The sequence below is a fragment of the Mesorhizobium sp. M0601 genome, assembly GCF_040320845.1.
Classification (GTDB): domain Bacteria; phylum Pseudomonadota; class Alphaproteobacteria; order Rhizobiales; family Rhizobiaceae; genus Mesorhizobium.
Map to the genome: position 1 here is coordinate 58,740 of NZ_JAMYQK010000002.1, position 25,714 is coordinate 84,453.

At 64.3% G+C, this 25,714-nt stretch carries 20 protein-coding genes and 1 tRNA gene; 7 read left to right on the forward strand and 14 right to left on the reverse strand.

Translation table 11 applies throughout. The annotated features are described in order from the left end of the window. Positions 1-10 precede the first annotated feature (10 nt). From NKI41_RS02795 to NKI41_RS02805, 3 genes are all read right to left on the reverse strand, one after another. A complete protein-coding gene (locus NKI41_RS02795) occupies positions 11-1,879 on the reverse strand; it encodes an extracellular solute-binding protein (RefSeq protein ID WP_352613862.1) in 1,869 nt (622 codons plus the stop codon). After that, positions 1,879-3,762: an extracellular solute-binding protein gene (locus NKI41_RS02800; protein ID WP_352681280.1), complete on the reverse strand. Its 1,884-nt coding sequence runs from the start codon at positions 3,760-3,762 to the stop codon at positions 1,879-1,881. The genes NKI41_RS02795 and NKI41_RS02800 overlap by 1 nt, the downstream gene beginning before the upstream one ends. 173 nt (positions 3,763-3,935) lie before the next feature. Next, positions 3,936-4,589 (reverse strand): c-type cytochrome, encoded by a 654-nt coding sequence (locus tag NKI41_RS02805; RefSeq protein WP_352681282.1) that lies wholly within the window; start codon positions 4,587-4,589, stop codon positions 3,936-3,938. Positions 4,590-4,781: 192 nt separating this feature from the next. Between NKI41_RS02805 and NKI41_RS02810 the strand changes: the two genes are divergently transcribed. After that, positions 4,782-5,510: a 3-deoxy-manno-octulosonate cytidylyltransferase gene (locus NKI41_RS02810; protein WP_352681284.1), complete on the forward strand. Its 729-nt coding sequence runs from the start codon at positions 4,782-4,784 to the stop codon at positions 5,508-5,510. 30 nt (positions 5,511-5,540) lie between these two features. Continuing rightward, complete coding sequence (locus NKI41_RS02815; RefSeq protein WP_023717847.1) at positions 5,541-6,404, forward strand: prephenate dehydratase; 864 nt, start codon at positions 5,541-5,543, stop codon at positions 6,402-6,404. Positions 6,405-6,411: 7 nt separating this feature from the next. Here the strand turns inward: NKI41_RS02815 and NKI41_RS02820 are convergent, their stop codons facing one another. Both NKI41_RS02820 and NKI41_RS02825 read right to left on the reverse strand, forming a co-directional pair. Then, a complete protein-coding gene (locus tag NKI41_RS02820) occupies positions 6,412-6,768 on the reverse strand; it encodes a hypothetical protein (protein WP_352681286.1) in 357 nt (118 codons plus the stop codon). A gap of 55 nt (positions 6,769-6,823) precedes the next feature. Further along, positions 6,824-7,768, reverse strand: coding sequence for a methyltransferase domain-containing protein (locus tag NKI41_RS02825; RefSeq protein ID WP_352681288.1), 945 nt, complete (start codon positions 7,766-7,768; stop codon positions 6,824-6,826). 107 nt (positions 7,769-7,875) lie between these two features. On the opposite strand from NKI41_RS02825, the gene NKI41_RS02830 reads away from it, so the two are divergent. Both NKI41_RS02830 and NKI41_RS02835 read left to right on the forward strand, forming a co-directional pair. Continuing rightward, positions 7,876-8,886 (forward strand): ligase-associated DNA damage response exonuclease, encoded by a 1,011-nt coding sequence (locus tag NKI41_RS02830; protein ID WP_352470029.1) that lies wholly within the window; start codon positions 7,876-7,878, stop codon positions 8,884-8,886. 73 nt (positions 8,887-8,959) lie between these two features. After that, the gene (locus NKI41_RS02835) at positions 8,960-10,561 is read left to right on the forward strand and encodes a cisplatin damage response ATP-dependent DNA ligase (protein ID WP_352540485.1); all 1,602 of its coding nucleotides are present in this window, start codon (positions 8,960-8,962) and stop codon (positions 10,559-10,561) included. A 99-nt stretch (positions 10,562-10,660) separates the two neighbouring features. On the opposite strand, the gene NKI41_RS02840 is transcribed toward NKI41_RS02835, so the two are convergent. Then, positions 10,661-11,812, reverse strand: a complete 1,152-nt coding sequence (locus NKI41_RS02840; RefSeq protein WP_352681291.1) for a hypothetical protein — start codon at positions 11,810-11,812, stop codon at positions 10,661-10,663. 354 nt (positions 11,813-12,166) lie between these two features. Here NKI41_RS02840 and NKI41_RS02845 point away from each other — a divergent pair. Further along, positions 12,167-12,242 (forward strand) — tRNA-Thr (locus tag NKI41_RS02845). 35 nt (positions 12,243-12,277) lie between these two features. Here the strand turns inward: NKI41_RS02845 and NKI41_RS02850 are convergent. From NKI41_RS02850 to NKI41_RS02860, 3 genes are all read right to left on the reverse strand, one after another. Continuing rightward, entirely contained in the window at positions 12,278-12,898 is a 621-nt protein-coding gene (locus NKI41_RS02850) for a LysE family translocator (RefSeq protein ID WP_352681293.1), read from the reverse strand. A 108-nt stretch (positions 12,899-13,006) separates the two neighbouring features. Continuing rightward, entirely contained in the window at positions 13,007-13,684 is a 678-nt protein-coding gene (locus tag NKI41_RS02855) for a hypothetical protein (protein ID WP_352681295.1), read from the reverse strand. A gap of 268 nt (positions 13,685-13,952) precedes the next feature. Continuing rightward, positions 13,953-16,637, reverse strand: a complete 2,685-nt coding sequence (locus NKI41_RS02860; protein WP_352681297.1) for an ATP-binding protein — start codon at positions 16,635-16,637, stop codon at positions 13,953-13,955. 330 nt (positions 16,638-16,967) lie between these two features. Between NKI41_RS02860 and NKI41_RS02865 the strand changes: the two genes are divergently transcribed. Beyond that, a complete protein-coding gene (locus tag NKI41_RS02865) occupies positions 16,968-17,138 on the forward strand; it encodes a hypothetical protein (protein WP_352681299.1) in 171 nt (56 codons plus the stop codon). Positions 17,139-17,164: 26 nt separating this feature from the next. On the opposite strand, the gene NKI41_RS02870 is transcribed toward NKI41_RS02865, so the two are convergent. From NKI41_RS02870 to NKI41_RS02890, 5 genes are all read right to left on the reverse strand, one after another. After that, the gene (locus NKI41_RS02870; protein WP_352681301.1) at positions 17,165-18,754 is read right to left on the reverse strand and encodes an indolepyruvate oxidoreductase subunit beta family protein; all 1,590 of its coding nucleotides are present in this window, start codon (positions 18,752-18,754) and stop codon (positions 17,165-17,167) included. Further along, complete coding sequence (locus NKI41_RS02875) at positions 18,747-20,900, reverse strand: thiamine pyrophosphate-dependent enzyme (RefSeq protein WP_352681303.1); 2,154 nt, start codon at positions 20,898-20,900, stop codon at positions 18,747-18,749. Before NKI41_RS02875 ends, NKI41_RS02870 begins: the two co-directional genes overlap by 8 nt. 42 nt (positions 20,901-20,942) lie before the next feature. Then, the gene (locus tag NKI41_RS02880; RefSeq protein WP_352455076.1) at positions 20,943-21,422 is read right to left on the reverse strand and encodes a MarR family winged helix-turn-helix transcriptional regulator; all 480 of its coding nucleotides are present in this window, start codon (positions 21,420-21,422) and stop codon (positions 20,943-20,945) included. Next, positions 21,422-22,993, reverse strand: coding sequence for a phytoene desaturase family protein (locus tag NKI41_RS02885; RefSeq protein WP_352681305.1), 1,572 nt, complete (start codon positions 22,991-22,993; stop codon positions 21,422-21,424). The genes NKI41_RS02880 and NKI41_RS02885 overlap by 1 nt, the downstream gene beginning before the upstream one ends. 131 nt (positions 22,994-23,124) lie before the next feature. Beyond that, positions 23,125-23,916, reverse strand: coding sequence for a cyclase family protein (locus NKI41_RS02890; protein ID WP_352540480.1), 792 nt, complete (start codon positions 23,914-23,916; stop codon positions 23,125-23,127). 117 nt (positions 23,917-24,033) lie between these two features. Here NKI41_RS02890 and NKI41_RS02895 point away from each other — a divergent pair, with 117 nt between their 5' ends. Beyond that, positions 24,034-25,608, forward strand: a complete 1,575-nt coding sequence (locus NKI41_RS02895) for a phytoene desaturase family protein (protein WP_352540479.1) — start codon at positions 24,034-24,036, stop codon at positions 25,606-25,608. Positions 25,609-25,714: the final 106 nt, after the last annotated feature.

The following is a 25,714-nucleotide window of genomic DNA, read 5'->3' on the forward strand; positions in this document are numbered from 1 at the left end:
CGCAAGAAATTCAGGCTTTGCCAATCTTTGCCGCCTTGTCTTTATCGAACCACCACAGCGTCTCGACCGGAAAGTCGTAATCCGGCTTTTGAGCGGGAAAGCCGAACATGTCCCAGAAGGCTGCCCGGTGATTCGCCAGATGATATGTTGGAATCCAGTCTAGCCGCGCGCGCAAGACCCGATCGAGCGCGTTGAGCGCGGTGACGAGTTCGATCCGGCTCTGCGCCTTGCCGGCTGCCTCGATCAGCGCGTCGATGGCTTTGCTTTCCGTACCCGGATAGTTGCGCATCCCCGGCGTTTTCGCCATCCGGGAAGCATAGAGGATCTCCAAACCATCGGCGGTTGGCGTCGCTCCGATCGACCATGCGAGCATGTTGAAGTCGAAGTCGAAATTGCTCTGCCGCGCTTCAAACTGCGCCGAATCGACCTGCCGGACCGAAGCGTCGATGCCGATCGCCTTCATATTCTCGGACCACGGAAGGAAGATGCGAACGAGGCCATCGTCCTCGGCCAGCATTTCCACCCGCAGCCGGTCGCCCTTGTCATTGACGACGAAATTGCCCGTTCGCTTCCAGCCGGCTTCGGCAAGCAGTCTCGAAGCCTCGCGCAGCAGCTTGCGGTCGTGGCCCGAACCGTCAGAGACGGGTTGCATCACCGGATCGCCGAAGGTCTCCGGCGGCAACTCGGCTCGAAACGGCTCCAGCAGTTTCAATTCCTGGGGTGAGGGTAGGCCCTTGGCCTTGTAATCCGACCGCTCGAAGTTCGATTGCGAACGCTCGTAGGAGTCGAAAAACAGAACCCGCCTGGTCCATTCGAAGTCGAAGCAATAGGCGATTGCCTGTCTCACGCGAATGTCGCGGAACTGCGGACGGCGCTGATTGAGTGCGACAGCCTGCATGGATGGCGTTTTCTCGCCGGGAAATTCGCGTTTGACGACCCTGCCATCCTTCAGCGCTGGAAAGTCGTAGCCGGTCGCCCATACCCGCGCGGTGAACTCCTCGCGAAAATGCGTATCCCCTTTCTTGAACGCTTCAAAGGCTGCCTGGCGATCAAGGTAGAAATCGATACGGATACGGTCGAAATTATTAAGCCCGCGGTTCACGGCCAGATCGCGGCCCCAATAATCGGCGACGCGTTCATATTCGACAGTCTGCCCGGCCACCACCCGCCCCACTCTGTACGGTCCGGAACTGAGCGGTGGGGTCATCGTCGAGGCGTCGAAATCATTGGCCGTGTAGAAAACTTTGGACACGATCGGCATTACGACGATGGCGAGGATATTCTGCGCGGACTGCTGGCCGTTGAAGGTAAGGCTGACTGTAAGCGGATCGATTGCGACCGCATCCGTCATATGCCGCAGTGCTTGGGATAGGTTCGGATGTCCCCGGTCTTTGTAGAGGTTCAAGGCGAAGACAACGTCCTCAGCCGTCAGCGGCGAGCCGTCATGAAAGCGCGCTTGTGGCCGCAGGCTGAAGCGGAAGCCGTTGCGGTCCTGCGACAAGGTGACGGATTCGGCAAGCAGGCCGTAGACCGCATCCGGCTCATCGACTGCCCTTGCCATCAGGGAATCGAAGCAGAGCTCGGTGCGCGGCGGCGAATCCCCTTTCAACACCAGCGAGTTCAGCGTGTTGAAAGTCAGGAAGCTCTGATTGAGGGTGGAGTTCGGCGGGGCGAAATTCATCCGGCCGCCCTTGGGAGCGTCCGGATTGACATAGTCGAAATGCGCGAAATCCGGAGGATATTTGAGATCGCCGAAGGCCGACAGGCCGTGCAGTTTCACGCCGGTCGGGATCGTGGCGAAAGCCCGGCCGGGCAGCAGCGCCGCGGCCGCGGCGGCACCGCCCAGGGCGAGGAAGTCGCGACGGGGCAGCGCCGTCATCAATTGCCACTCTTGTATTTGGCCGCCAGCGCCTTTTCCTTGACCGGATCGACCCACCAGGAATTCTGGTCGACGCCACTATAGGCGGGCTGCTTCTCCGGCATACCGAACTTGTTCCAGTAGGCGAGCCAGACCACGGCACGGTAATATTGCGGCACGACGTAGAAATTCCACAACAGCACCCGGTCGAGCGCATGGGTGGCGGCAACCAGATCGTCGCGGTCGGTGGCATAGATGATCCGGTCGACCAGCGCATCGACGACCGGATTCTTGATGCCGGCGTAATTGCGCGATCCCGGCGAATCGGCGGCCTTGGAACTCCAGAAATCGCGCTGTTCATTGCCGGGAGAGTCCGACTGCCCGAGTATCGAAGTGACCACGTCAAAGTCGAAGTGAGTGACTCGGTTGATATACTGGGTCTGATCGATGAGGCGCAGCGTCGCGTCGACCCCGATCTTGCGCAGATTGGCGATGTAGGGGCTGGCGATGACCTGGTCGGTGTCGTTCCAGCCGAGGATTTCGAACTTGAACGGTTCGCCGGTCTTGGCGTTGACCATCTTGCCGCCTTTGATCACCCAGCCTGCCTTGGCGAACAGATCGACCGCGGTTTTCAGGTATTTGCGCTCCGCCTGGGCGGTGTCGTAGACCGGCAGCTTGAATTCCTGGGTGAAGACTTCAGGCGGCAGCTTGTCGCGGTACTGCTCGAGGATTTCCAGTTCCTTGCCTTGCGGCAGGCCGCTCGACGCCAGCTCAGTGCCCTGGAAATAGCTGCTGGTGCGGGTGTTGGAGCCAAAAAACAGCGTCCGGTTCATCGTCTCGAAATCGAACGGATACATCAGCGCGGCGCGCACCAGGCGATCCCTAAACAGCGGGCGCCTGGTGTTGAGCATGAAGGCCTGCATCGGTTCGGGCGACGCGGTCTTGAATTCCTTCTTGATGACGTCGCCGGCCTGAACTGCCGGGAAATTATAGGCCGTGTTCCAGCGCCTCGAACTGTTCTCCGGCTTGATGTCGTCCAGCCCGCCCTTGGTGAAGGCCTGCCAGGCGGCATTGTCGTCGAGAAAATAGGTGAAACGCTGCCTGTCGAAATTCTCACGGCCAACTTTCACCGGCAGCTTGGCCGCCCAGTAGTCCGGCACGCGCTGCCAGATGATTTCGGACCCCGGCTTGAAGCTGGCGATCTTGTAGGCGGCCGAGCCGAGCGGCGGCTCCTGCGTCGGCTTTGTGACGTCGCGCTTCTTGCCGTTGGCGTCGGTGCCTTCCCACCAGTGCTTCGGCAGCACGACGAGACCGCCGAGAATCTGAGGTAACTCCCGATTGCCCTTCTGGTTGAAATGGAACTCCACCTCGCGATCGGAGATCGCAACCGCGTCGGTGACGTTCTCGAAATAACGGCTGTACATCGGGCTGTTGGCCTTCAGCACCTGGAACGACCAGATCACGTCGTCGGTGGTGATCGGCTGGCCGTCATGCCATTTGGCGCGCGGGTCGAGCCGGTAGGTCGCCGAGGAATAGTCGGCCGGGTATTTGTAGGCATCGGCGATCAGCGGATGGTTGACGCTGCCCTCATCCGTCGCCTGCTCCATCAGCGTGTCGTAGAGCAGGCCGCCGCCGAACTGCGCGAAGCCGGCGGCCGGCGAACCCTGCACGATGTAAGGATTGAAGCTGTCGAACGTGCCGAGCACCACTGAGTTCACTGTGCCGACCTTCGGTGCATCCGGATTGACGTAATCGTAGTGCTGGAAATTATCGCCGTATTTGGATTCGCCGATCAGCGACGAGGTCGTGCGCCATTCGTCCGCGAAGGCCGCCTGCAGGCCGCCGGCAAAAGCAGCCACAAACAGCACTGATTTCAGAAGCGCCCGCGCTCGGCCAACCGTCATGCGTTCTCCTCTTCGCGATATAGCGCCGTCACCATAGCGTCTGGGCCCAATCTAGATCATTTGGCGGCGCTGAAAACCGCAACCGAGCGGCTTTGTCGTCGCATATGCATTTTTCCTAACGAAAAAGCCGGGCTGAACCCGGCTTTTTCAAGGATAATGTCATTACAGTTTTGTTATTTTGCGGGTGCCGCCGGGGCGGCTGGCGCCGCGCCTTCTGCCGGCTTGGCAGGGGCTGCACCTTCGGCCGGCTTGGCGGGGGCGTTTTCGGCCGAGGCGCCGGGCGCCGGCAGCGGCTTCGGATTGTCCGACAGCGTGCGCAGATAGGCGATGACGTTGGCGCGGTCCTCATCCTTCGGCAGGCCGGCGAAGCCCATCGCCGTGCCCTTCACGAACTTCTTCGGCGAGGTGATGAAGTGGTTGAGATTGTCGTAGGTCCACTTCTCGCTGCCGCCCTTGGCGAACTCCTTCATGCCGGCCGAATAGGCAAAGCCCTCATGCTCGGCGACCGGACGGTCGACGATGTCCCAGAGATCGGGCCCAACCTTGTTGGGGCCACCCTTTTCGCCGGAGTGGCAAGCCTGGCATTTCTTGAAGATGGCGGCGCCCGCTTCGGCGTTGGCAGTGGTCAGCAGCTCGGCGATCGGCTTCACGGCCGCGGCGGGAGCGGCCGGGCCGCCTTCGGCGGGCTCGGTCGCCTCGATGGCGAAGCCGGGCTTTTCCGGCGCCGGCGAGGCAAACAGCGCGTCGGATACGATGCCAACGGAAAAGACGATGAACACCGTGCCGAGAAAGCCGGCGAGCAGCTTGTTGACTTCGTTGGAATCCATACGCCCCAGGCTCCCTTTTCCGGCGGACCGATCCGTCCACTCCGTCCGTCGGTATCGTGAACCACCCTGCGAGGCGGTCAAATCGCGCGGAAACTAGGTCTTTTGCTCCGGCGTTGCAACACCTATAAGGGCGCTGCCAGTGAGACCTTTTGCCACTTTTGTCCCCCTCTTTTTCGAGCCCCTGCCCGCCTCATGTCCACGCTCATCCTGATCCCGGCCCGCATGGCCTCGACGCGCCTGCCGGGCAAGCCGCTGGCCGACATCGCCGGCACTCCGATGATCGTCCACGTCGCCCGCCGTGCTGCCGAGGCCGGGCTCGGCCGGGTCGTCGTCGCCACCGACACGCAAGGCGTTGCGGAGGCGGTCCGCGCGCATGGTTTCGAGGCGGTGATGACGCGGGCGAACCACGAAACCGGTTCCGACCGCATCTTCGAAGCGCTGACCATTCTCGACCCTGGCAACAGCGTCGAGACGATCGTCAATGTGCAGGGCGATCTGCCGACCATCGACCCCCTTGTTATCGGCGCCGCGCTGAAACCTTTCGAGAACGCAGCGGTCGACATCGCCACGCTATGCGTCGAGATCGTACGCGGCGAGGAAAAGACCAATCCGAACGTCGTCAAGCTGGTCGGCTCGCCACTCTCGACGACGCGGCTCAGGGCGCTCTATTTCACCCGCGCCACCGCCCCTTGGGGCGAAGGCCCGCTCTACCATCATATCGGCCTCTATGCCTATCGCCGCGCCGCGCTCGAACGCTTCGTTGCGCTGAGGCCGTCGCCGCTGGAGCGCCGCGAGCGGCTGGAGCAGTTGCGGGCGCTTGAGGCCGGCATGCGCATCGATGCGGAGATCGTGCAGTCGGTGCCGCTTGGCGTCGACACGCCGGACGATCTCGAACGCGCCAGGGCGCTCCTTTCCGACTAAGAAATTCCCTCAATTCCCGAGACTCCGCGCATGCCTGAAAAGACCAACAAAATATCCTTCCAGGGCGAGCCGGGCGCCAATTCCGACACCGCCTGCCGCAACATGTTCCCGTCAATGGAGCCGTTGCCGTGCCCGACCTTCGAGGACGCCTTCAACGCCGTCGAGACCGGCAAGGCCGATCTGGCGATGATCCCGATCGAGAACACCATTGCCGGCCGCGTCGCCGACATCCATCATCTCTTGCCGGAATCGAAGCTGCACATCATCGGCGAATACTTTCTGCCGATCCACTTCCAGCTGATGGTGCTGCCCGGCGTCAGGCGCGACGAGATCAGGACCGTGCACAGCCACATCCACGCGCTCGGCCAATGCCGCAAATACATCCGCAAGAACGGCTGGAAGGCGACGGTGGCCGGCGACACCGCGGGCGCCGCCAAGATGGTCGCCGCGATGAAGGACCGCACCATGGCCGCGCTGGCGCCGGCGCTGGCCTCGACGCTCTACGGGCTCGACATCATCGAGGAGAATGTCGAGGACACCGACAGCAACGTCACCCGCTTCGTCGTGCTGACCAAGAACAAGCAATGGGCCGAACGTCCCTCGGCTGACGCCAGGATGATGACGACCTTCATCTTCCGCGTCCGCAACGTGCCGGCGGCGCTCTACAAGGCGATGGGCGGGTTTGCCACCAACGGCATCAACATGACCAAGCTGGAGAGCTACCAGCTCGGCGCGTTTACAGCGACGCTGTTCTACGCCGACATAGAGGGCCATCCCGACGATCCGCTGGTGAAGCTGGCACTCGACGAGTTGCGCTTTTTCTCGCGCGAAATGCGCATTCTCGGCGTCTATCCCGCCAGCGCCTCGCGCGAGCAGTGGAAGGTGGCGGATTAGGATCCGGTCAGGTCAGGCCGAGCTTGTTCTGTTTGGCCGGCTTGCCGCATTCGCGCCGGCTGATCGACCGGTTCATGGCGTCGATCTTGCCGCTTGCCTGGTCGGCGTCGCGTTTGGCTTTCGAGCGCATGTCCGGCGTGAACGGGCCAAAGCCCGTCGCCGGGTTGGAGAAGGACGGCTTGGCGTCCACCGGCAGATGATATTGCTGCGCCAGGCCGTTTCGTTGCGCCAGCAATTGATCGCAGGGCACTTTGTCATATAGCAGCGAGGACTGGACGTTTTCGTCCTGCCGTTCGGACATCGAATTGCCGACGCAGCCGGCCATCGCCAGGCAAGATGCCAAGACCGTCATGTTCCAGCGCATGAACGTGCTCCTTGTCTTTCGCAGCTGCGGCTTCTCATGCGCAGCGGCAGAAGTCTTAGCCAGATTTTACGCTGCCGGAAAGCAAGCTTGCCACTACGGCCAGCCCTTCGACCGGTTCGCGGCGATCCTGCCGGATGATCGTTGCCTGCAGCGACAGGATCGAAAAGCCGTCGGCATCCAGAACCCGCTCTACATAGCCTTGCGAATGCGCGTAGCGGCGCGACGGCTGCAAGGCGAAGCCGGCGCTGTCAGACGATTCTCCGCCCGGGAGCGTCTCGACGGAGAACGCAAACAGACCGCCCCCGGCAAGCATTCCGGCAATCTTGTTCACCACCCTGTCGAGTGCGCCGGCATAGATGAACACATCGGCCGCCGTCACCAGATCGGCTTTCGGGCCAGAATAGCAAAAATCCTGCAGGTCCGTCTTGACGAGCAGATCGTAGACGCCTTTGGCGCGCGCCTGCCTCAGCATGCCGGCCGAGATGTCGTAACCCTCCAGCCGGTCGGCGATCGGCCGCAGCTTTTGGCCCATGAGGCCGGTGCCGCAGCCGAGATCGAGCGCCAGCGAAAACCGGCCCGGCCGTGCTGCCCGGATGGCGCGGTCGAGGCATTCGGGCAGACGGTAGCCGAGCCTGTCGACCAGTTCACCCTCGAAACTCCCGGCATAGTGGTCGTACAGCGTCTCGACGAAGGCGCTGGGCGGCGCCTGGGCCGCCGCCGCCCTGCCGATCAATTGCAGCTTGAGCACCGCGCCGAGCCTGTCCGCCGGGTCCAGCCGCAGCGCCATCGTCCAGGCCTGCGCGGCACGATCGCGCGCGCCCGCCGCTTCCTGCATCTCGCCGAGGCGGAACCAGCCGGCTGGCCATTGCGGCGCCAGTTCGAGCGCGCCGAGCAGCAATTCCGCCGCTGCCGCATGATCGCCGGATGCATAAAGCATTTCGGCATAGTCGGCGCGGCGGTCGGCGGTCAAATCGCCGGACGAGGTCTGGAGCGGTTTCATGCGATCGGGTTCCGCCGGGTGTTTGCAGCCGGCTTGCGCTCTATGCTGGAGTCAGCAGTGACTTACAACAGGCTTCCCGCGCCGGAATTAGCGCCTATCTTGGGGCCATGCGCGCCAGCGACCTGCTTCATCCCCGGCCGGAAGGGCTGTATTGCCCGCCCGGCGATTTCTTCATCGACCCGGTGCGGCCGGTCAACCGGGCGCTGATCACACATGGCCATTCCGACCATGCCCGCTCCGGCCACCGCTCGGTGATGGCGACGCAGCAGACGCTCGACATCATGGGGCTGCGCTACGGCGACAGTTTTGCCGGAACGACGCAAGCCGCCGTGCTCGGCGAGACGATTGCGCTCGACGGCGTCACCGTCAGCTTTCACCCGGCCGGCCATGTGCTGGGCTCGGCCCAGATCAAGGTCGCGCACCAGGGCACGTGCATCGTCGCGTCCGGCGACTATAAACGCCAGAAGGACGCGACCTGCGAGCCGTTCGAGCCGCTCAAATGCGATGTCTTCATCACCGAGGCGACGTTCGGCCTGCCGGTGTTTCGGCATCCGCCCGATTCCGAAGAGATCGCCCGGCTGCTGAAATCGACCGAACAGTTTCCCGAGAGAACGCATCTGGTCGGCGCTTATGCGCTGGGCAAGGCGCAGCGCGTCATGCGGCTGCTGCGCGATGCCGGCTACGAAAAGCCGATCTACATCCACGGCGCGCTGGCCAAGCTCAGCGAATATTACCAGAGCCAGGGCATCGATCTCGGCACATTGGAACCGGCGACCGTCGAGACCGGCCAAAAAAGCGACTTTGCCGGCGCCATCGTCGTCGGCCCGCCATCCGCCTTCGCCGATCGCTGGGCGCGGCGTTTTCCCGATCCGATGTCGTGCTTCGCCTCAGGCTGGATGCGCATCCGCCAGCGCGCCAAGCAGGGCGGCGTCGAGCTGCCGCTGATCATCTCCGATCACTCCGACTGGGACGAGCTGACGGCGACGATCAAGGAGACCGGCGCCGAAGAAATCTGGGTAACGCATGGCCGCGAGGAGGCTCTGGTGCGCTGGTGCGAACTCGAAGGCATTGCCGCCAGGCCGCTGCATCTCGTCGGCTACGAGGACGAGGGCGATTGATGGTGTTTTTGGATCCAGCAATCGCCGGTACGGCGCTCTGCGGCAAGCCTTTCTCATTGGCGTCGCCCCTTCCATGAACCGCTTCGCCGAGCTTCTCGACCGGCTGGTGCTGACGCCGTCGCGCAACGGCAAGCTGACGCTGTTGACCGACTATTTCCGCAGCGTCGAGGATCCGGACCGCGGGCTGGCGCTGGCGGCCATTACCGGCGATCTGTCCATCGCCGCGGTCAAGCCGGCGATGCTGCGCACACTGGTGATCGAGCGCATGGATCCGGTGCTGTTCGGCTATTCCTACGACTATGTCGGCGACCTGGCCGAGACCGTGTCGCTGGTCTGGCCGCAAGCGCCGGTCGACGTTGCGAACCACGAGCCGACGCTGGCCGAGGTGGTGGCCAAGCTGCAGGCGGCGAGCCGTTCCGACGGGCCGCAGGTGCTGGCCCGGCTGCTCGACAGCGCCAGCACGTCGGCGCGCTTCGCCATCATAAAGCTGGTCACCGGCGGCCTGCGCATCGGCGTCTCGGCGCGGCTGGCCAAGCAGGCACTGGCCGATTTCGGCAAGGTCGATATCGCCGAGATCGAGGAACTCTGGCACGGGCTGACGCCGCCCTATATCGGGCTGTTCGCCTGGCTGGAGGGTAAAGCGGAAAAGCCCAGGAAAACGGCGCTGGCGCTGTTCAGGCCGGTGATGCTGTCGAATGCCGTCGGCGACGGCGACCTCGAAAGGCTCGACCCGGCCGACTACGCGGCCGAATGGAAATGGGACGGCATCCGCGTCCAGGCGGCTTGCGAAGGCGGCATTCGCCGGCTCTATTCGCGCACCGGTGACGACGTCTCCGGCGCCTTTCCGGATCTTGCCGAGGCGATGGATTTTTCAGGCGCCCTCGACGGCGAGCTTCTGGTCGGAGACCCCAGGCAGGCGACGGGCACGTTCTCGGACCTGCAGCAACGGCTGAACCGCAAGAGCGTGTCGCCCAAGATCCAGCAGCAATACCCCGCCTTCATGCGGTGCTACGATGCGCTGCAGATTGGTGACGAGGATTTGCGCGGACTTCCCTTCCGCGAACGGCGCGGCCGGCTCGAGGCCTTCGTCAGGACGCTCGATCCGAGCCGCTTCGATCTGTCGCCGCTGGTCGAATTCACCAACTGGCAGGCACTCGAGGAATTGCGCCGCAAGCCGCTGCATCCGGTCATCGAAGGCGTCATGCTGAAGCGCTGGGATTCGCCGTATGTGGCCGGTCGGCCGAAGGGCCCGTGGTTCAAATGGAAGCGCGATCCGCACACGGTCGACGCCGTGCTGATGTACGCCCAGCGCGGCCACGGCAAACGCTCGAGCTTCTATTCCGACTACACATTCGGCGTCTGGTCCGGGCCGGAAGGATCGGAGGAGCTAGTCCCGGTGGGAAAAGCCTATTTCGGCTTCACCGACGAGGAACTGAGGCAGATCGACAAATACGTCCGCGACAATACGATCGAGCGCTTTGGCCCGGTCCGCTCGGTGCGTGCCGACCGCAGGAACGGGCTGGTGCTTGAGGTAGCATTCGAAGGGCTCAACCGCTCGACGCGGCACAAATCCGGCGTCGCCATGCGCTTTCCGCGCATTTCGCGGCTGCGCTGGGACAAGCCGGCGGCCGAAGCCGACCGCATCGAGACGCTGCAGGCGCTGCTCGATAGTTAATGCATGTCGCGCAAAAAAGAGTGCAGCGGTTTTGCGGTAACGACATGCATCAAAACAAGAACCTGAAGCGCGTCGCATGAGGCCGGAACGCGACGTGCTTTAGGGAACGACAGAAACGCGGATCTCGTAGATGTCGACCGACTTGCCCTGCTTGTCGAAGTCGGAATTAATGGCGATGGTGCCGGCAGCGCCCGGACGCTTGTTGGGAAAGCGCACGTCGAACAGATATTCATTGCGCTCGCGACCGACGGCATAGCGCTTGCGGCCGCAGTCGCCGAGTTCGCCGAAATTGCAATCGACGGAAATCTGCGTCTCCTGGCCCTCCTCGGAGCGCGCGATGATGTCGAATGTGGCATGCTTGCCGGCTAGCTTTTCCAGCACGCCTTGTCCGACGTCGAAGCTGATGGCCGAGCCGGATGCCCCCGAGCGGATGCGCAGGAAGGAACCGCTTTCGTCCTGGATGACGTCGGCCTTGGCGTCCGACGGTGCATTGACCTGCGTCGGGTCACCCGGCGAAAAGACGTTGATCCAGTCGTGCGCCTGGTCCGCCTCGCCCTGCTTCGGCGGCGAAGCGGTGTCGTCCGGCGTGAAATCATCGCCGTCGACCGTTGGCGGCGCTTCCGGCGGCGCCGTGTCGAGCTCGGTCGCCGATTTGAAGACGCCGGTCTGGTTGGCGAAATAAAGGCCGATGCCGGCGGCTGCGAGCAGCGTCACACCGAAGAAGATCGCGGTCAAGGGCAGGCGCCGCCGCCTCGCCCGCCGGTCGTCGCGGTCGGGCGTCACTTCCGCGTCGTCGGTTTCGACGTCGGCTTCGGTCGGAACCGAGGCCCCCATGTCGATCACCGGCGCCTCGGCAACAGGCGCATCGGGCATGATGTCGGGAACGACCGGCAGGACGCGCGACCGCGGCGCATCGGATTCGGGCGGCTGCGCCGGACCGTCAACGACGACATCGGGCGACGGCGCGGCTTCAGCTTCGGCCGGGGGCTCCACCTCCGGTGCTGCCTCCAAACTGTCGGTCGGCGCGGCGACGTCGGCAACCGCCGGCAGGAATTCCGATTCGATTTCGGTGATCTTCGCCTGGACCGCCTTGCGCCGCTTGATGGCGACTTCCACCGTGACGTTTGGATTAGCCTGCAGGGCACGGTCGAGTGCCGCGAAAGCCGATCGATAGACCCGCTCGCGAAACGCCCGGTCGTCGGCATTGCCTTTCTCGAAGGCACTGCGGATCGCTTTTTCGATCGCGTCCAAGCGAATTCCCTCTGCAATTTCACTCACATTGCCATGATCGTTAGCCGCAGGCGACCAATCAATCAACAAGCGAGCGGCCGCATTCTGCCTTGCCGAGGGGCACAAAGCTCATTTCGGCGGTTTTGGGTAAAGGAATCAACATTTTTCGCTGATTTTCCCGTCACGGCCAACGTGGCGGATGGGACGGCCTGCCGATACGGCATCACGCGGCCAACGGCAGATCCGCGCGGCGGCTGCCCTTGCGCCCGGCCGGAGGCGGCACGAATTGCCTCGTCCTGAAATCGCGACTGCCATCTTGAATTCGCGGCCGGTTGCGTCTATCACGCAGCCCATCTTGGAAGCTCGGCTTCCCGGGCCGCTTTAGCTCAGTTGGTAGAGCACATCATTCGTAATGATGGGGTCAGGTGTTCGAGTCACCTAAGCGGCACCAAATGACTTATCCCGCGCGCCTGATTCAACCAGCGCTCAGCCGAGTGGAAAAGCTGACGCCGCCGAGACGAGGGCGAGCATTGCCAGCACGATCCCCGCCGCCCGACAGATGACGCGATGATGCCGCACCGCGGCAGCGCGCACGAGCGGACGCGAAAGCGCGACGGCCAGGAATCCGTACCAGCCTATGTCGATGATGGCGACGATGGCCGCGACCATCAGCATCTCGTTCGAGGTCCGGATCGGCAGCATCAGCCCCATGAAGGCGACGGCGAAGAAAGTGGCGGTTTCAGGCGAGAGAATGCTGATGAGAAACCCTCCGGCAAACAATCCGGCCTGCCGAGGCGCTTCGCCGATCGCCGGCGGCGCCGTTCTGGCGATGCACAGGGCCATCCAGCCAAGGACGGCCGCACCGGCGATCTTGACCGCCGGCACCGACAGCGACCCGGAAAGATGAACGGCGCCAAACGCCACCAGGACCGCCAGCACGGCGGTACCGGCGCCGATCCCGGCCACCAGCGGGATCGTCCTGCCAAAGCCGTGCAGGGAGGCAAGGCTGCCGGTCGCGAGGCCAATAGGGCCTGGCGTGATCATGATCACCGTGTATGCCGCCAGGAATTGCAGCATCGCCGTCGACAGAATAAGCGAACTTGACATGCCAGTCTCCCGTTTGCTGCGTCGGTTACAGATTAGAGAAGAATCCCTGTCGCGCGCCCACTCCTGTTTCTCACCATATGGCGCGAAAATGCTTAGATGTTTCCAGATTTACTTTCTAAATAGAAGAATATCCCCGCGCGCCCAAAGCAGGTAACAGACGAGAAGCGTCGCAGGGATTGCGAGAGCCTGGATCTGATCGGTGCGAGCGTCAGCAATGACGCGGGCGACTTCGGTCGCGGTGACGATGATTGCCGGAAAGCGGCTGAGCAGTACCGAAAGGCGGAAGAGCTCCGGCACTTTAAGGCCGAAGAGCACCACGCCATGCGCGCCGAGCCTGAAGGCGCTGCCGAACTTGCCCACGGCATGGAGCAACCCCGATGTCACGACCAGGATTGGATTGCCGACGAGCAGCAGACTTGACCCGAGCACCAATGACCCGGTGCCGGACAGAAAATCTGCGCGCTGTATTGCCGACGGGTCGAGATGTCCGTTGCTGAGGGCGCGATGATACTCCTCGCCGCTGCGCAAGAAGATGGCGCTCGCCACCAGCAGCGCCAGTGAGTTCCAGCCGCCGGCGAGGTCGTGGCCGAAAATTAGAGGCGCGGCGAAAGTGCTGCTCGCCTCGGTTAACGCCAGCCGAATCTGCATGAACATGGCCATGCCGAGGCCCAGCACATTGCCGGCAATATAACAGCCTCCGGGTCCTGAAAGCCGCACCGCGACCGGTTGTGCCAATCGTTGTCCTGGCCAGCGCCGCTGGGCATCCGCTTTTTCGCTTGCCGACATCGCCCCTGCTCCTGGTACGATCCGCCCCAGCGACGGACGCCGGCGGCGGCCCCCGTTCCGCCGCCGTTGCCCGCCTTCTCCCCCGGATCGTGAAGGCGTCGTGGTGTTGGGAGGTCCATCCACGCTGCGAGCAGAAGCCTACGCGGAGCGGCGGGCGTGCAAATCGGTACCGCCACCCATTTTTAGGCGGTCGATTTCCCAGTTTTCGCGGAAATTTTGCTGCGGGAACTACCCAGAGCCTGTTCCATCACGACAGAATCGGCTGGGATCATGATCCAGTCTGGTGCGGTTCCAGCGGATGGGTGCCCGTCAGCAGCCACGGCTCGCCGCGCAGGCGCAGGAGGATTTCCATGCGGTTTGCGGCATTGAGCTTGCCGAGCAGCGAGGAGACGTGATGCTCGATCGTGCGGGGCGAGCGCGACAAATGTCGCGCGACCTCCTTGTTGCTGATGCCCTGGGCGATCAGGGCGAGCACCTTCTGCTCGTGCCGTGTCAGGCCGAGCGGATGGCGGCGGGCTGCCGCATAGGGTCCGCGCTGCACCTTCGGCAGCAGGCCTGACAGGCCCTGACGCTGCGCAAGCTTGCGCGCGAGCGCCGCGGCCGCGGGCGCGTCGATCTGGTCGAGCATCGCCACGGCGCGAGCGAGCGCCGCCCCCGCATCCGCCCCACGAACCTGCATGAGGGAAAGCGCTGCCTCGTAGGGCAGCGACAAACGCGTCCACTCCGCCGCGGCGGCCTGCGGATCGCCGAGAAGCTCGGCGGACCAGGGCGAGGGAATCGGCGCCGATTGCGCCGGCAGCGACCCGGGCATTCCGCATCGACGCCACCAGACCGACAATTCGCCAAGGTCCCGGGGGCGGAAATTGTCGAGGTTCATAGCCGCCAGCTCGGTAAGCTGCGCGTGGCTGGCGCCGACATCCTCGGCAAGCCAGGCCGCCTCCGCCAGCGCCAGGCGAACCGGGACGATACGCTGCGGCTCGCCGGTCGTCTGGCCCTCCACAAGCGCGCGCTGCAAAAGGTCGACGCCGTCGGTCTCGCCCAGCCTTACGCGGACCGTGCCAAGCACGGTGAGCGCCGGCAAGTGCATCACCATCGGCAGGCGTTCCACATTCATGACGCCCTGAGCGATGGTTGCGGCCTCGCGAAACCGGCCCTGTTCCATGCAAAGCTGCGCCTGCCGGCCGAGCAGGTATTGCGCCGCCGAATCGAGGTCGTGCCTGGTGCAGAATGCGATGCCTTCGGCCAGCAGCCGCTCCGCCAGCTCGAAGTTCTTGGCCACCACCGCGCATTCCGCAAAGTTCGTATAGGCCCGCGCCGCATGGTCGTGGAGCCCGTGCTCGAGCGCCAGGGCAAGGCTTTCCTCCAGCCGCTCAACGCCGCCGGGGCGGTTGGCAAACATGAGCGCGGTTCCGACATTGTTGAGGGCGTGAACACGCGTCTCGACCTCGCCCAGCCGATCGGCCAGACTGATCGCGCGCTCGCCCCATTCGATCGCCTCATCGAAACGATAGTGCAGCATGTGGAGCTGCGAGCGCGTGCTGTAGGCCATTGCCACCTCGGGACCGGGCGGCAGGCTTTCCACCTCACGCACGGCCTGGTCCGCATATTCCTCCGCCTGCGGGCCTTCGCCGCGCCGCCAGTGCAGCCGCGACAGCCAGCGTAGATTAAGGCCTACCTTGTCGATCCGGCCCAGCTGCCGCCAGATAGCGATGGCGCGATGCCGGGCCGCGATGATGGCGTCATAGACAAGCAGCGCCAACCCGGCCTCGTATGCCCAGTCCTCATGGAGCTGCGCGGCCAGCTCCGGCGGGGCCTGGTCGACATATCTGAGTGCGGTCGCCAGATGCGAGGCCGCCTCCCGATGCGCCCCCAGGCGCGCGGCTTGGCTGGCGGCGAGCGGCGCAAGTTCGAGCACGCGTTCGCCATTGTCGGCGCCGCCGGCGTGGTGCACGCGGCGCGAAAGCAGAGCGCTTGCCTGCGAGGCCGGAACTTCCGAGAGTGCCGCTTCGACCTTCGCATGGAGCGAGCGTTGCACAGAGGGGGAGAGCCGGTCGAGCGTCGCTTCCCTGGCAAGCTCGTGACGAAATGTCAGCGCGCCCTGGTCGTCCCGCCGCAGCAATCCGCGCACGACACATCGATCGACGAGCACTTCGGCCTCGGCCCCGAGAAGGGCCCGGATCAGCCACGGCTCAACGCTGCCCGGCATGATGCTCATGACCTCCAGGACGTCGCGCTCTCCCGGCGTCAGGCGCGACAGGCGCGACCACACCGCGTCGCGTATGGAATCGGGCACACGCGCCGATTCGGTCTCGCTGCTGGACAGGAGCTCGGTAACGAAGAAGGGATTGCCCTCGGTAATGCGATAAAGCCCATCGGCGGAGCGGCCGGCCTGTTCGGCCAGCATTGTCACCGCCTGGGGAGACAGCGGTCTAAGCGTCACGCGGCGTACCGAGGCGGCGGGAAGATCGCCGAGCACGTGGGTCAGCGGGTGATCGGCGTTCAAATCCTCTCTGCGCATGCTCAGCACCAGCATGGTGCGGAGCAGGGAGACGCGGCGCCCGAGATATCTTACGAGGTCGAGCGTCGCATTGTCCGCCCAATGCATGTCCTCGAAGATGAGCACGGTCGTGCCCTTGGCGCGCTGCAGCGCATTCAGCAATGCCGGGAAAAGCCGCTCCGGCGCAGCGGTCTCCTCAAGCAGCGCCGCCACGCGCGGGTCGAGCAAGTGCGCCATGTCCTGGAGAGGGCCCAATGGGCGCGGCGTGAAGAGCGCCTCGCACCAGCCCCACAGCACCCGGCAGTCCCGGTGGGCGTTTTCCGCGAATTCGCGCAGCAGAGAGGTCTTGCCCAGGCCCGCCTCGCCGTGCACCAGCACGGTCCCGCCATGTCCGGCAGCAGCTCTCTCGGCCGCGGCCAACAAAGCTCCAAGTGGGTCCTCTCGCTCAAGCAGCATCAAGCCCGCGCCTCCAGAATATTGAAGGTACAACAGCAGGCAATGAGTGCAACACAGTCGTTTCACATGGCCGGGGATGTTTGGCAAATAGCCGCTCGGAACCGGGCGTCATTTGTCCTGGAGCAGATATGTTTGCTGCTGCCGTAGGCACGAAGGCCACAGAACAGGCAGACCGCCACGGCTGCAAGCCGTCGGCAGACCTGGCGAAGCGGACAGGATAGCCTTCACTTCCTTGGTGACAGTGGCGAAAGAAACGCGTTCCATAGATCCAGCCCAAGCCCATCTCATCGTCGGCTGTTCCGGCCTGACGTTCAACAGGGGAAGAAAATCATGGAAGAGGAAGACGACATCCTGAGCGACCTGAGCTATGTCGCCGAAAATTTCGACGATGTGGGAAAGGAAACGATCATTCTGGTGCTGGAAGCCGCGATCGCCGAGATCATCGGCCTCAGAATCACCGTGCAGACTGCCGCGTCGAAGGCGAAATGGGCGCCAGACTGAGTTGCAGCCGGGGTTGAACGAGCGCCTCAGCTCACCGGATTGTCGCCCAGCGACGCCACAGTCTTCAGCGCGCCGTCGAGCATGTCACCCTTCTCGTCCTTCAGCGCCGCTTCGCGCAGGCGCCGGATCCAGTCTGCGGCGTCCGGGCGGCCCTTGAGCTGGTCGAGCGCCGACAGCACCCGGTCGAATTTCGACTGGGCGCGGGCGTGGGTGTCGCTGTAACCCTTGATCAGCCGGCGGCAGTTGAGGATCTCCGTACCAAGCGCGTAGTCCTGGCCGACTTGGCCCAGCGCCAGCGCATACCAGCGCTCGAGATGCGCGGTCTCGACCTTGTGGCGCAGCAGGCGGCGGCGCCAGCGGCGCAGGCCGCCGATGAACCACAAAGCGGCAAAGCCGGCGAAACTGTCGGTGCGGATGCGGCGGCCGCGATTGATGCGGCGGTCGAGAAAGGCGGCGAGCTTCGGCCGGTCCTCGATGTAGCTGCCGAGCCCGGCCGGCAGCGTGCCGCAGAATTCCTCGATGCGCGGGTGGAAATATTCGGTCACCTGCAGGACCGAGCCGTCCTTGACGCCGACCTCACGGCGTACGCGTCGGTCGCGGCTCGAGCGCGTCTTCAGGTCGGCGACGCGGATCATGTCGTCGTAGCACATGGCGTTGGCCAGATGCTTGGCGGCGGCGATCGACAGAGCGTAGGCGTGTTCGGCATCGTCCAGCGCGACTGCCTGGTCGAGCCTATCGAGATACTCGCCGCCATAAGCAACGTCCTGATAGTCGACCACTTTTTTCAGGCCGCGAAGCGCCATGTCGCGGACAGGAGCCGGCAAAGCATCGACCCGGGCGGCCAGCGATTGCCAGCCTTTTAACAGGCTTTCCGGGCCGCTGACTTCTGTCGCGGCGCCCGAGCCGGTTTCAGCGGCCGCCGGCCCTGCAGTCTTGTCGCCCGAAGGCGCACTCGCGAAGCCGCGCGCCCGATCGTAGGCGACGCCGAATGCGGCGAGGCTGGCCTTGACGCCGCGGCCGCCGGCGCCGATCGCCTGCTCGTAGCTCTCGCGTGTAAACGGCAAGGCGTCGGAGCCGGCCAGCGCGCCGAGCAGGCTGGCCGAGATCATCGAGCCATTGTCGGCGGCGATCTTCTCCATATCGAAGGCGATGAAGCGCTTGGCCGCGGCTTCCGCCGTGGCATGCACCTTCGAGGACGAGGCGCGGCCATCGCCGGGCTCGATCTTCTCCGAGACCGCGGCGATGCGGTGCGACGAGGCGATCAGCGTCGTGCGCTCGGGCGTGACGAAGCCGCGGATGATGGCGCGGCCGGCCTCCATCAGTTCGGCCGCAATCAGGATGTCGACGTCGCCCTGCGACGGCGACAGCGCGAAGACCGGCAGGCGGCCGGTGTCGCGGCACATTTCGACATAATAGATGGTGGCGCCGGTGCGCTGGGCGACGCCGGCGACCGAGGTCGATTGCGCGACGTAGCCGTTGCGCTCGGCGACGTCGGTGATCCAGTCGGCCAGCACGCCACCGCCCTGGCCGCCGACAGCCAGCACGGCAAGCTTGATGACGCGCTCGTCTTCGGGGGCGCCGGCTTTCGAGCGCGATGAGGGCACGGCGTCAAGCATCGGCGAATGTCAGGCGCCGGTTTTCACGGCGCCGCTGCAAGAGACCGATCATGGCGCGACGCGCGGCTTCAAGGAAACGGTCCCAGCGGCTCGGATTGTGGACGACATCGGCGCGGTAGAAGGACGGGCAGAGCACCGCCGCATCGGCGACCTCGCCGCAATTGCCGCAACCGACGCAGCTTTGGTCGATATGCGCCACCGGATCGTCGCGCAACGGATCGTCGAGCGACTTCACCGAAAGCGACGGACAGCCGGACAGCCGCATGCAGGCATGGTCGCCGGTGCAGATATCTTCGTCGACACCGAATTTCGGCTTGACTATGCGCGTCCCGCCCTTGATCGCCTTGTCGACCAGCGGCTTTTCGCGGCGCTGCCGGTTGAGCATGCATTCGGACGACGCGACAATGACTTTCGGGCCCTTCTCGTCCGTCGTCAGCGCCTCGCGCAGCGTGTCTTGCATTCTGGTTACGTCGTAGGTGCGGTCGATGTGGCGCAGCCATTTGACGCCCATGCCCTTCACCGCCTCGGTGATCGGGTGCTTGGTCGACTTGGTCTTGTTGCCGGCGCGGGACGACAGGATGTCCTGCCCTCCGGTCGCGGCCGAATAGAAATTGTCGACGATGACGATGACGCCGTCATTCTTGTTGAACACGGCATTGCCGACCGAGGAGGTCAGGCCGTTGTGCCAGAAGCCGCCGTCGCCGACGAAGGAGATCGAGCGGCGCTTGGCATCGGGCGAATTGAACGCCGAAGCCGAGGCCGGCCCCAGCCCGTAGCCCATGGTAGTGGCACCTAGCTCGAAAGGCGGCATGATCGAGAACAGATGGCAGCCAATGTCGGAGGCGATGTGGTGCTTGCCCAGCTCCTGCTCGACCAGCTTGGTGGCGGCGAAGATCGGCCGCTCCGGGCAGCCGACGCAGAAGCCGGGCGGCCGGCCCGGGACGACGTTGATCAGGTCGGCGGTGTCGAGCCCGTCGCCGATCTTGTTCGGCGCGCGGACCTCGCTTGGCAGCAGATGCGGGATGGTGGCACGCAGGAACGATCCGATGCCGTCGAGCATCACCTGGCCGGTATATTCGCCGGCCATAGGCAGATGTTCCTTGCCGACGAGCCTGGTGCCGCGGCCGGCCTTGTGCAGCATCGCGGCAAAGGCCTGTTCGATGTAGTTGGGCTGGCCTTCCTCGACGACGAGAACGGCGTCCTTGCCTTCGCAGAAGGACAGGAACTCGTCGTCGACTAAGGGATAGACGGCGTTGAGCACATAGAGCGGCACGTCGGTGTCGCCATAAGTGTCGGCGAGGCCGAGCCGCTGCAGCGCCCGGATGACCGAATTGTACATGCCGCCCTGCATGACGATGCCGACCGAGCCATGCTCCGGGCCGAAAAACTCGTTGATCTTGTTGGCGCGGATGAAATCCACCGCCGCCGGCCAGCGTTTCTGCACCTTTTCCTTCTCGTGCAGGAAGGACGCGGGCGGCAGCACGATGCGGCCGGTGTCGCGGCGCGGCGCCTCGAGCGCATCGGCCACAGTCATTGCCGGGCGCTTGTTGTCCTTGGCGATGAAATGGCCGTGGACATGGCAGCAGCGAATACGGACCTGCAGCATGACCGGCGTGTTGGAAACCTCGGACAGCTCGAAGCCGTCCTCCACCGCCTTGACGATCGACGGCAGGTTCGGTCGCGGGTCGAGCAGCCAGACCTGGCTCTTCATGGCAAAGGCGTGGCTGCGCTCCTGCATGATCGAGGAGCCTTCGCCGTAATCCTCGCCGACGATGATCAATGCACCGCCGGTGACGCCGCCGGAAGCGAGATTGGCGAGCGCGTCGGAGGCGACATTGGTGCCGACCGTCGACTTGAAGGTCGCCGCGCCGCGGATAGGATAATGCACGGATGCCGCAAGCATAGCGGTGGCGGTCGCCTCCGAGGCGCTCGCCTCGAAATGCACGCCGAGCTCGCCCAGGATATCCTGCGCGTCGGCCAGCACGTCCATCAAATGGCTGATCGGCGCGCCCTGATAGCCGCCGACATAGCCGACGCCGCATTGCAGCAGCGCCTTGGTGATGGCGAGAATGCCTTCGCCGGAAAACTCCTCGCCGGCGCCGAGCCTGAGCTTTTCGACTTCCTTGGCAAAAGACCGTTCGGCCATTTTGGGCTCCTTCCGTTACCGCCCCGATGGCGGCGCGTAAGATCAGATGTCGTGCTTGCGAATGTTCTTCAGCATCTTCTGCAATGTCGCGATCAGCGCCGCGTATTCGGCATCGTCCACATCGTCGAACATTGCCTCGAAAGCGTCGTGCATGGCCGGCCAGGCGCGCGCGAACTCGGCGCGGCCATCGTCGGTCAGGAACACATGGCGGATACGGCTGTCGGTGACCCCCTGCTCGCGCCGCACAAACCCTTGCCCCTCCAGCGTGTCGAGCGTCCGGCTCAAGGTCGACTGCTCGATGACGGTATAGACCGAGAGATCGTTGACGGTGACGCCATCGGTGACCGACAACACAGCCAGCGTGCGCACCTGCGGAATGGTCAGACCCTGCTTGCGGAAATTGTCACGTAAGGTGGCGTTGTAGCGGCCCATGATACGGTTCATCAGATAGGGCGCGAATTGCTGCAGGCCGATCTGGCCCAAAGTCGAGATGCGCTGGCGCTTTTCAACCTTCTGTTCCATCACAGCCTCCCCGCCAGGAGAAAGCCGGAGCCGCCGCCCAAGCCAGCACCCGGATGGGTCGAGGCACCGATGTGGTAGAGACCCCTGACCCCGGTGGCGTGATTGCGGCTCGTCTTGAACGGCCGCCACAGAAACGACTGGTCGATAGCCGAGGAACCGCCATAGGGGTCGCCGCCGACCAGATTGATGTTCATCGCTTCCAGGTCGGCCGGCGAACAGGCGCGGCGTGCGATGACGCTGTCCTTGAACCCATCGATATGGCTGGCAAGGATCGCTTCGGCACGGTCGGCATAGGCTTCGCGCAGCGCCTCGGTCCAGCGACCGTCTGCCGGTGTTTGCAGTTTGCCGGCGGCATCGCCCTTGATATGCCGTGGCGCCTCGGGCAGTTGCAGCCACAGGACCGCCTTGCCGTCCGGGCAGCGCGATGGGTCGAGCGCGTGCGGCTGGCCGATGCACATGGTCGGCACCTCCGGCAGCATGCCGCGCACGGCTTCGTTGCAGGCCTTCGAGACGCCGTCGAGCCCCGGCGTCAGATGCAGCAGCGCGACCTTGTCCAGGCCCTCGCCGCGCCATGCCGGCGGCTTGTCCAAGGCATAGTGGATCTGGAAATTGCCCTTGCCGTAGCGGTATTTTTGCGCTGCCTCGACGTCTGCTTTCGGCGCCGCGTCGCCGAGCAGCCGCTCGTAGAGCTGGGTCGGCGTGACCGAGCAGATGACGCTCTTGTTCACGTTGATCGTTTCGCCCGAAGCCAGCCGCACGCCGGCGGCGCGGCCTCCGCTTTGGACAATAGCCGCGACGTCGGCGCCGGTGCGGATTTCGCCGCCACGTTCCCTGATCAGGGCCTCGAAGGCGGCCAGCAGATTCCTGGCACCGCCCTTGACGATCGGCGCGCCGGCCGCCTCAAGCGCGAAGGCGATGACCTTGGCGATCTGGCCGGAGAACGCGTCCTCAGGCCCGAGGCCGGCATGCAGCACCCAGGGCGCCCACAGCGCGCGCATCGTTTCCGACTGGTAGGTGCTTTCCAGCCAACCGCGCGCCGGCACCAGCGCGCTGCCGAGAAAGGCGGCAAGGCCACGCGGGCCGCCCCGCCAGGCTTCACCCGCCAGCAGCCTGGCCGTCGGGTAGGACCACAGGCTGCCACCGAGCAGTCCGAACAGCAGACCGGCGTTGCGCTCGATCTCGCCGACATCGTTTGCGTGCCGGTTGCCGTCGCCCGCGGCAAGCGCATTGATCGCCGCTACATTGGCGATACGGTCGGTGCGCAGGACGGCATGGCTGCCGTCCGGGCGCAGCACACCGGTCGGCGTGGAGCTGTTGCAAAACTCCAGGCCGTGCCGCGCCAGATCCTTGCCCAGCGCCGCATAGGCCGGCGAGGTGATGAACAGGACAAAGGTCGTCGCCATCACGTCGTGGATGAAGCCGGGCGCGGTGATTTCTTCGGTGCGCATGCAGCCGCCGATGCGGTCGTTGCGCTCGAGCACCAGCACCTTCGCCCCCTTGCCGCCAAGCATCGCCGAGCAGACCAGCGCGTTGATGCCGCTGCCGACGACGATGTGATCGGGAGCGCTCATCGATGCGTGCTCCTAGCAGAGATTGGCGCTCTACGGCGCCGTAGAGCCGCAGCTTTGCAAGGCTGCCGCTCCCACTCCGTCACCACAGTGCCACTTCCGCACATGATCTTCTCCCGAAGACCGCAGCTACCCTATTGCCTTGGCACCAACGCCAACGCGCGGATCGGGCTGCCGGTGCCGTGCTCGATCTTGAGCGGCGCCGCGATCAGGATCGCGCCTTTCGGCGGCAGCCGGTCGAGGTTGCAAAGGCTGGCGAGACCGTAGCGGTTAGCCTTGTGCATCAGGCTATGCGCCGGGAACGGCGGCTCCATTCCCCCTGCTTTTCCAGCATCCGTGCCGATCGTCTCGCTGCCCCAGCCCTTGATGTCCTTGCTAATCAGATACTGGATGGCTTCGGCGGTCGGGCCAGGCGTGTGCGGTCCGGTCTCATTGGCGTTGAGGAACTCGGCTTCCGAGCCGTTGCGCTTATACCAGTCGGTGCGCATCACCACCCACTCGCCGGGGTTGATAGCGCCATGTTCGGCTTCCCATGCCTTGATGTGATCGACGGTGAGCAGGAAATCGTGATCGGCTGCCGCTTGCTTGGAACAGTCGATGACGTTGACGGGTCCGACGAAGTTCTGCGCCGGAATGGTGTCGGTGGCGCCGTCCGGATAATCCTTGCCGGTGATCCAGTGGTTGGGCGCGTCGAAATGCGTGCCCGAATGCTCCCCGAGCTTGAGCCAGTTCCACGCCCACCACGGACCGTTCTTGTCATAGGCGGAGATGGCGTGGATCTCGATCTTCGGCGTGTCGACCGCCAGTTCCGGCGGCAGCTTGATCAGCGGTGTGTCGGGCCCGAGCGGCGCCGTCAGGTCGACCACCTGAATGGCGCCTGAAAGCAGCTGGCCGGCGACTTCGCCTAAAAGTTGTTGTGTGTCCATGGTCTCTGTTCCCTCTTTCTCGATGGTGCTGAAGGCTCTCGCGGCCCTTAATATCCTACTAGACGAAAACATATGCATCTGCAATTATCTTTAAGCATAAAGGAAATGGGACGGGGCGTGAGCGAGTTCGACGCCATATTTGTCGGGGCAGGCCACAACAGTCTGGCATGCGCCGCGCATCTGGCGCTCAAAGGCTGGAAAACCGCAGTTTTCGAGCGTAATGCAACGATCGGCGGCGCCGTTCAGACGCGCGAATTGACGCTTCCGGGCTTCCGGCACGATTTCGGCGCGATGAATCTCAGCCTGTTCGCCGGCTCGGCCTTTCACAAGAAATATGCAAATGAATTGAAAACCCACGGGCTGGAATTCGTGCCGGTGGCCGACTGTTTTGCCAGCGCCTTCCCCGACGGTCGCTGGTTCGGCGTCAGCAGCGACCTGGAAGTGACCGCCTCGCGCATGGCCGCTTTTTCCGACGCCGACGCACAGACATGGCGCCGTCTGGTTGCGGCATTCCCGGCGGAGGCCGAGCATCTGTTCCGGCTGCTGGGCTCGCCGATGAGCGGCCGTGCGCTCGCCGGCACCGCCTGGAACCTCTGGCGCAAGAAGGGTTTTGCCGGCGCGCTCGATACAGGTCGGTTGCTGCTTTCGTCACCCCGCGCCTGGCTCGAGGATACTTTCGAGTCACCGCATGTCAGGGCGACGCTGGCCACCTGGGGCATGCATCTCGATTTCGCGCCTGACATCGCCGGCGGCGCGGTGTTCCCTTACCTCGAATCCATGGCCAACCAGTGCTTCGGCATGGTGCTCGGCAGAGGCGGCGCCGACACGATTATCCGCGCTTTGTCGGGCATGCTCACGGCCGCCGGCGGCAAGATCGTCACTGGGGCTGATGTCGCCGAGATCACGGTTTCGGCCGGCAAAGCGACCGGCGTGCGGCTCACTTCCGGCGAGACCCACACCGCCACCAAGGCCGTCATCGCCGGTGTCGCGCCCAAGGCGCTGACCGGGAAACTGTTGCCTAACGGATCCGGCGACACCGGCTTCGACACGGCCGTGAAGAAATTCCGCCACGCGCCGGGGACGTTGATGATCCATCTGGCGCTCGACGACCTGCCGGACTGGCGCGCCGGTGCCGAGCTTCGGCAGTTCGCCTATGTGCATCTGTCGCCGTCGCTCGATGCCATGTCCTGGACCTATCAGCAGGCGATGTCAGGGGTGCTGCCGGACGAACCGGTGCTGGTCGTCGGCCAGCCGACGGCCGTCGATCCCTCGCGCGCGCCGGACGGCAAGCACGTACTTTGGGTGCAGGTGCGCATGCTGCCAGCCGAGATTGCAGGCGATGCGGCGGGCACGATCGCGGTGGCTCACTGGGACGAGGCTAGGGAGCACTACGCCGAGCGCGTCCTCGACATTATCGAGCGCTATGCGCCCGGCCTTCGTCGGAAGATCCTCGGCCGCGCCGTGTTCTCGCCCATCGACCTCGAACGCGAGAACCCGAACCTTGTCGGCGGCGACCAGATCTGCGGCAGCCATCATCTGGCGCAGAATTTCCTGTTCCGGCCGGCGCGCGGTTACGCTGGCTGGAACACGCCGGTCGGCAATCTGCACCTGACCGGGGCGGCAACATGGCCCGGCGCCGGCACCGGGGCGGCGTCGGGCTTCATGCTCGCGCAACAACTTGGCGGGAGGTAGGCTCCATTTTTCATCTAGGGTGAAGGAGGACAAGGCGCGGTTGCCCAAGGAGCCTGAACCCACCGATTGACAACGACACCGCGCATAAAAGCAACAGGGGAACGAC

Bases quoted from the DNA above. Each gene is read 5' to 3' on its own strand.
- NKI41_RS02890 (WP_352540480.1), bottom strand. From the start codon at position 23,916: ATGGACACACAACAACTTTTAGGCGAAGTCGCCGGCCAGCTGCTTTCA.
- NKI41_RS02875 (WP_352681303.1), bottom strand. From the start codon at position 20,900: ATGGCCGAACGGTCTTTTGCCAAGGAAGTCGAAAAGCTCAGGCTCGGC.
- NKI41_RS02835 (WP_352540485.1), top strand. From the start codon at position 8,960: ATGAACCGCTTCGCCGAGCTTCTCGACCGGCTGGTGCTGACGCCGTCG.
- NKI41_RS02880 (WP_352455076.1), bottom strand. From the start codon at position 21,422: ATGGAACAGAAGGTTGAAAAGCGCCAGCGCATCTCGACTTTGGGCCAG.
- NKI41_RS02860 (WP_352681297.1), bottom strand. From the start codon at position 16,637: ATGCTGCTTGAGCGAGAGGACCCACTTGGAGCTTTGTTGGCCGCGGCC.
- NKI41_RS02885 (WP_352681305.1), bottom strand. From the start codon at position 22,993: ATGAGCGCTCCCGATCACATCGTCGTCGGCAGCGGCATCAACGCGCTG.
- NKI41_RS02815 (WP_023717847.1), top strand. From the start codon at position 5,541: ATGCCTGAAAAGACCAACAAAATATCCTTCCAGGGCGAGCCGGGCGCC.
- NKI41_RS02825 (WP_352681288.1), bottom strand. From the start codon at position 7,768: ATGAAACCGCTCCAGACCTCGTCCGGCGATTTGACCGCCGACCGCCGC.
- NKI41_RS02795 (WP_352613862.1), bottom strand. From the start codon at position 1,879: ATGACGGCGCTGCCCCGTCGCGACTTCCTCGCCCTGGGCGGTGCCGCC.
- NKI41_RS02855 (WP_352681295.1), bottom strand. From the start codon at position 13,684: ATGTCGGCAAGCGAAAAAGCGGATGCCCAGCGGCGCTGGCCAGGACAA.
- NKI41_RS02820 (WP_352681286.1), bottom strand. From the start codon at position 6,768: ATGCGCTGGAACATGACGGTCTTGGCATCTTGCCTGGCGATGGCCGGC.
- NKI41_RS02870 (WP_352681301.1), bottom strand. From the start codon at position 18,754: ATGCTTGACGCCGTGCCCTCATCGCGCTCGAAAGCCGGCGCCCCCGAA.
- NKI41_RS02800 (WP_352681280.1), bottom strand. From the start codon at position 3,762: ATGACGGTTGGCCGAGCGCGGGCGCTTCTGAAATCAGTGCTGTTTGTG.
- NKI41_RS02805 (WP_352681282.1), bottom strand. From the start codon at position 4,589: ATGGATTCCAACGAAGTCAACAAGCTGCTCGCCGGCTTTCTCGGCACG.
- NKI41_RS02810 (WP_352681284.1), top strand. From the start codon at position 4,782: ATGTCCACGCTCATCCTGATCCCGGCCCGCATGGCCTCGACGCGCCTG.
- NKI41_RS02830 (WP_352470029.1), top strand. From the start codon at position 7,876: ATGCGCGCCAGCGACCTGCTTCATCCCCGGCCGGAAGGGCTGTATTGC.
- NKI41_RS02865 (WP_352681299.1), top strand. From the start codon at position 16,968: ATGGAAGAGGAAGACGACATCCTGAGCGACCTGAGCTATGTCGCCGAA.
- NKI41_RS02850 (WP_352681293.1), bottom strand. From the start codon at position 12,898: ATGTCAAGTTCGCTTATTCTGTCGACGGCGATGCTGCAATTCCTGGCG.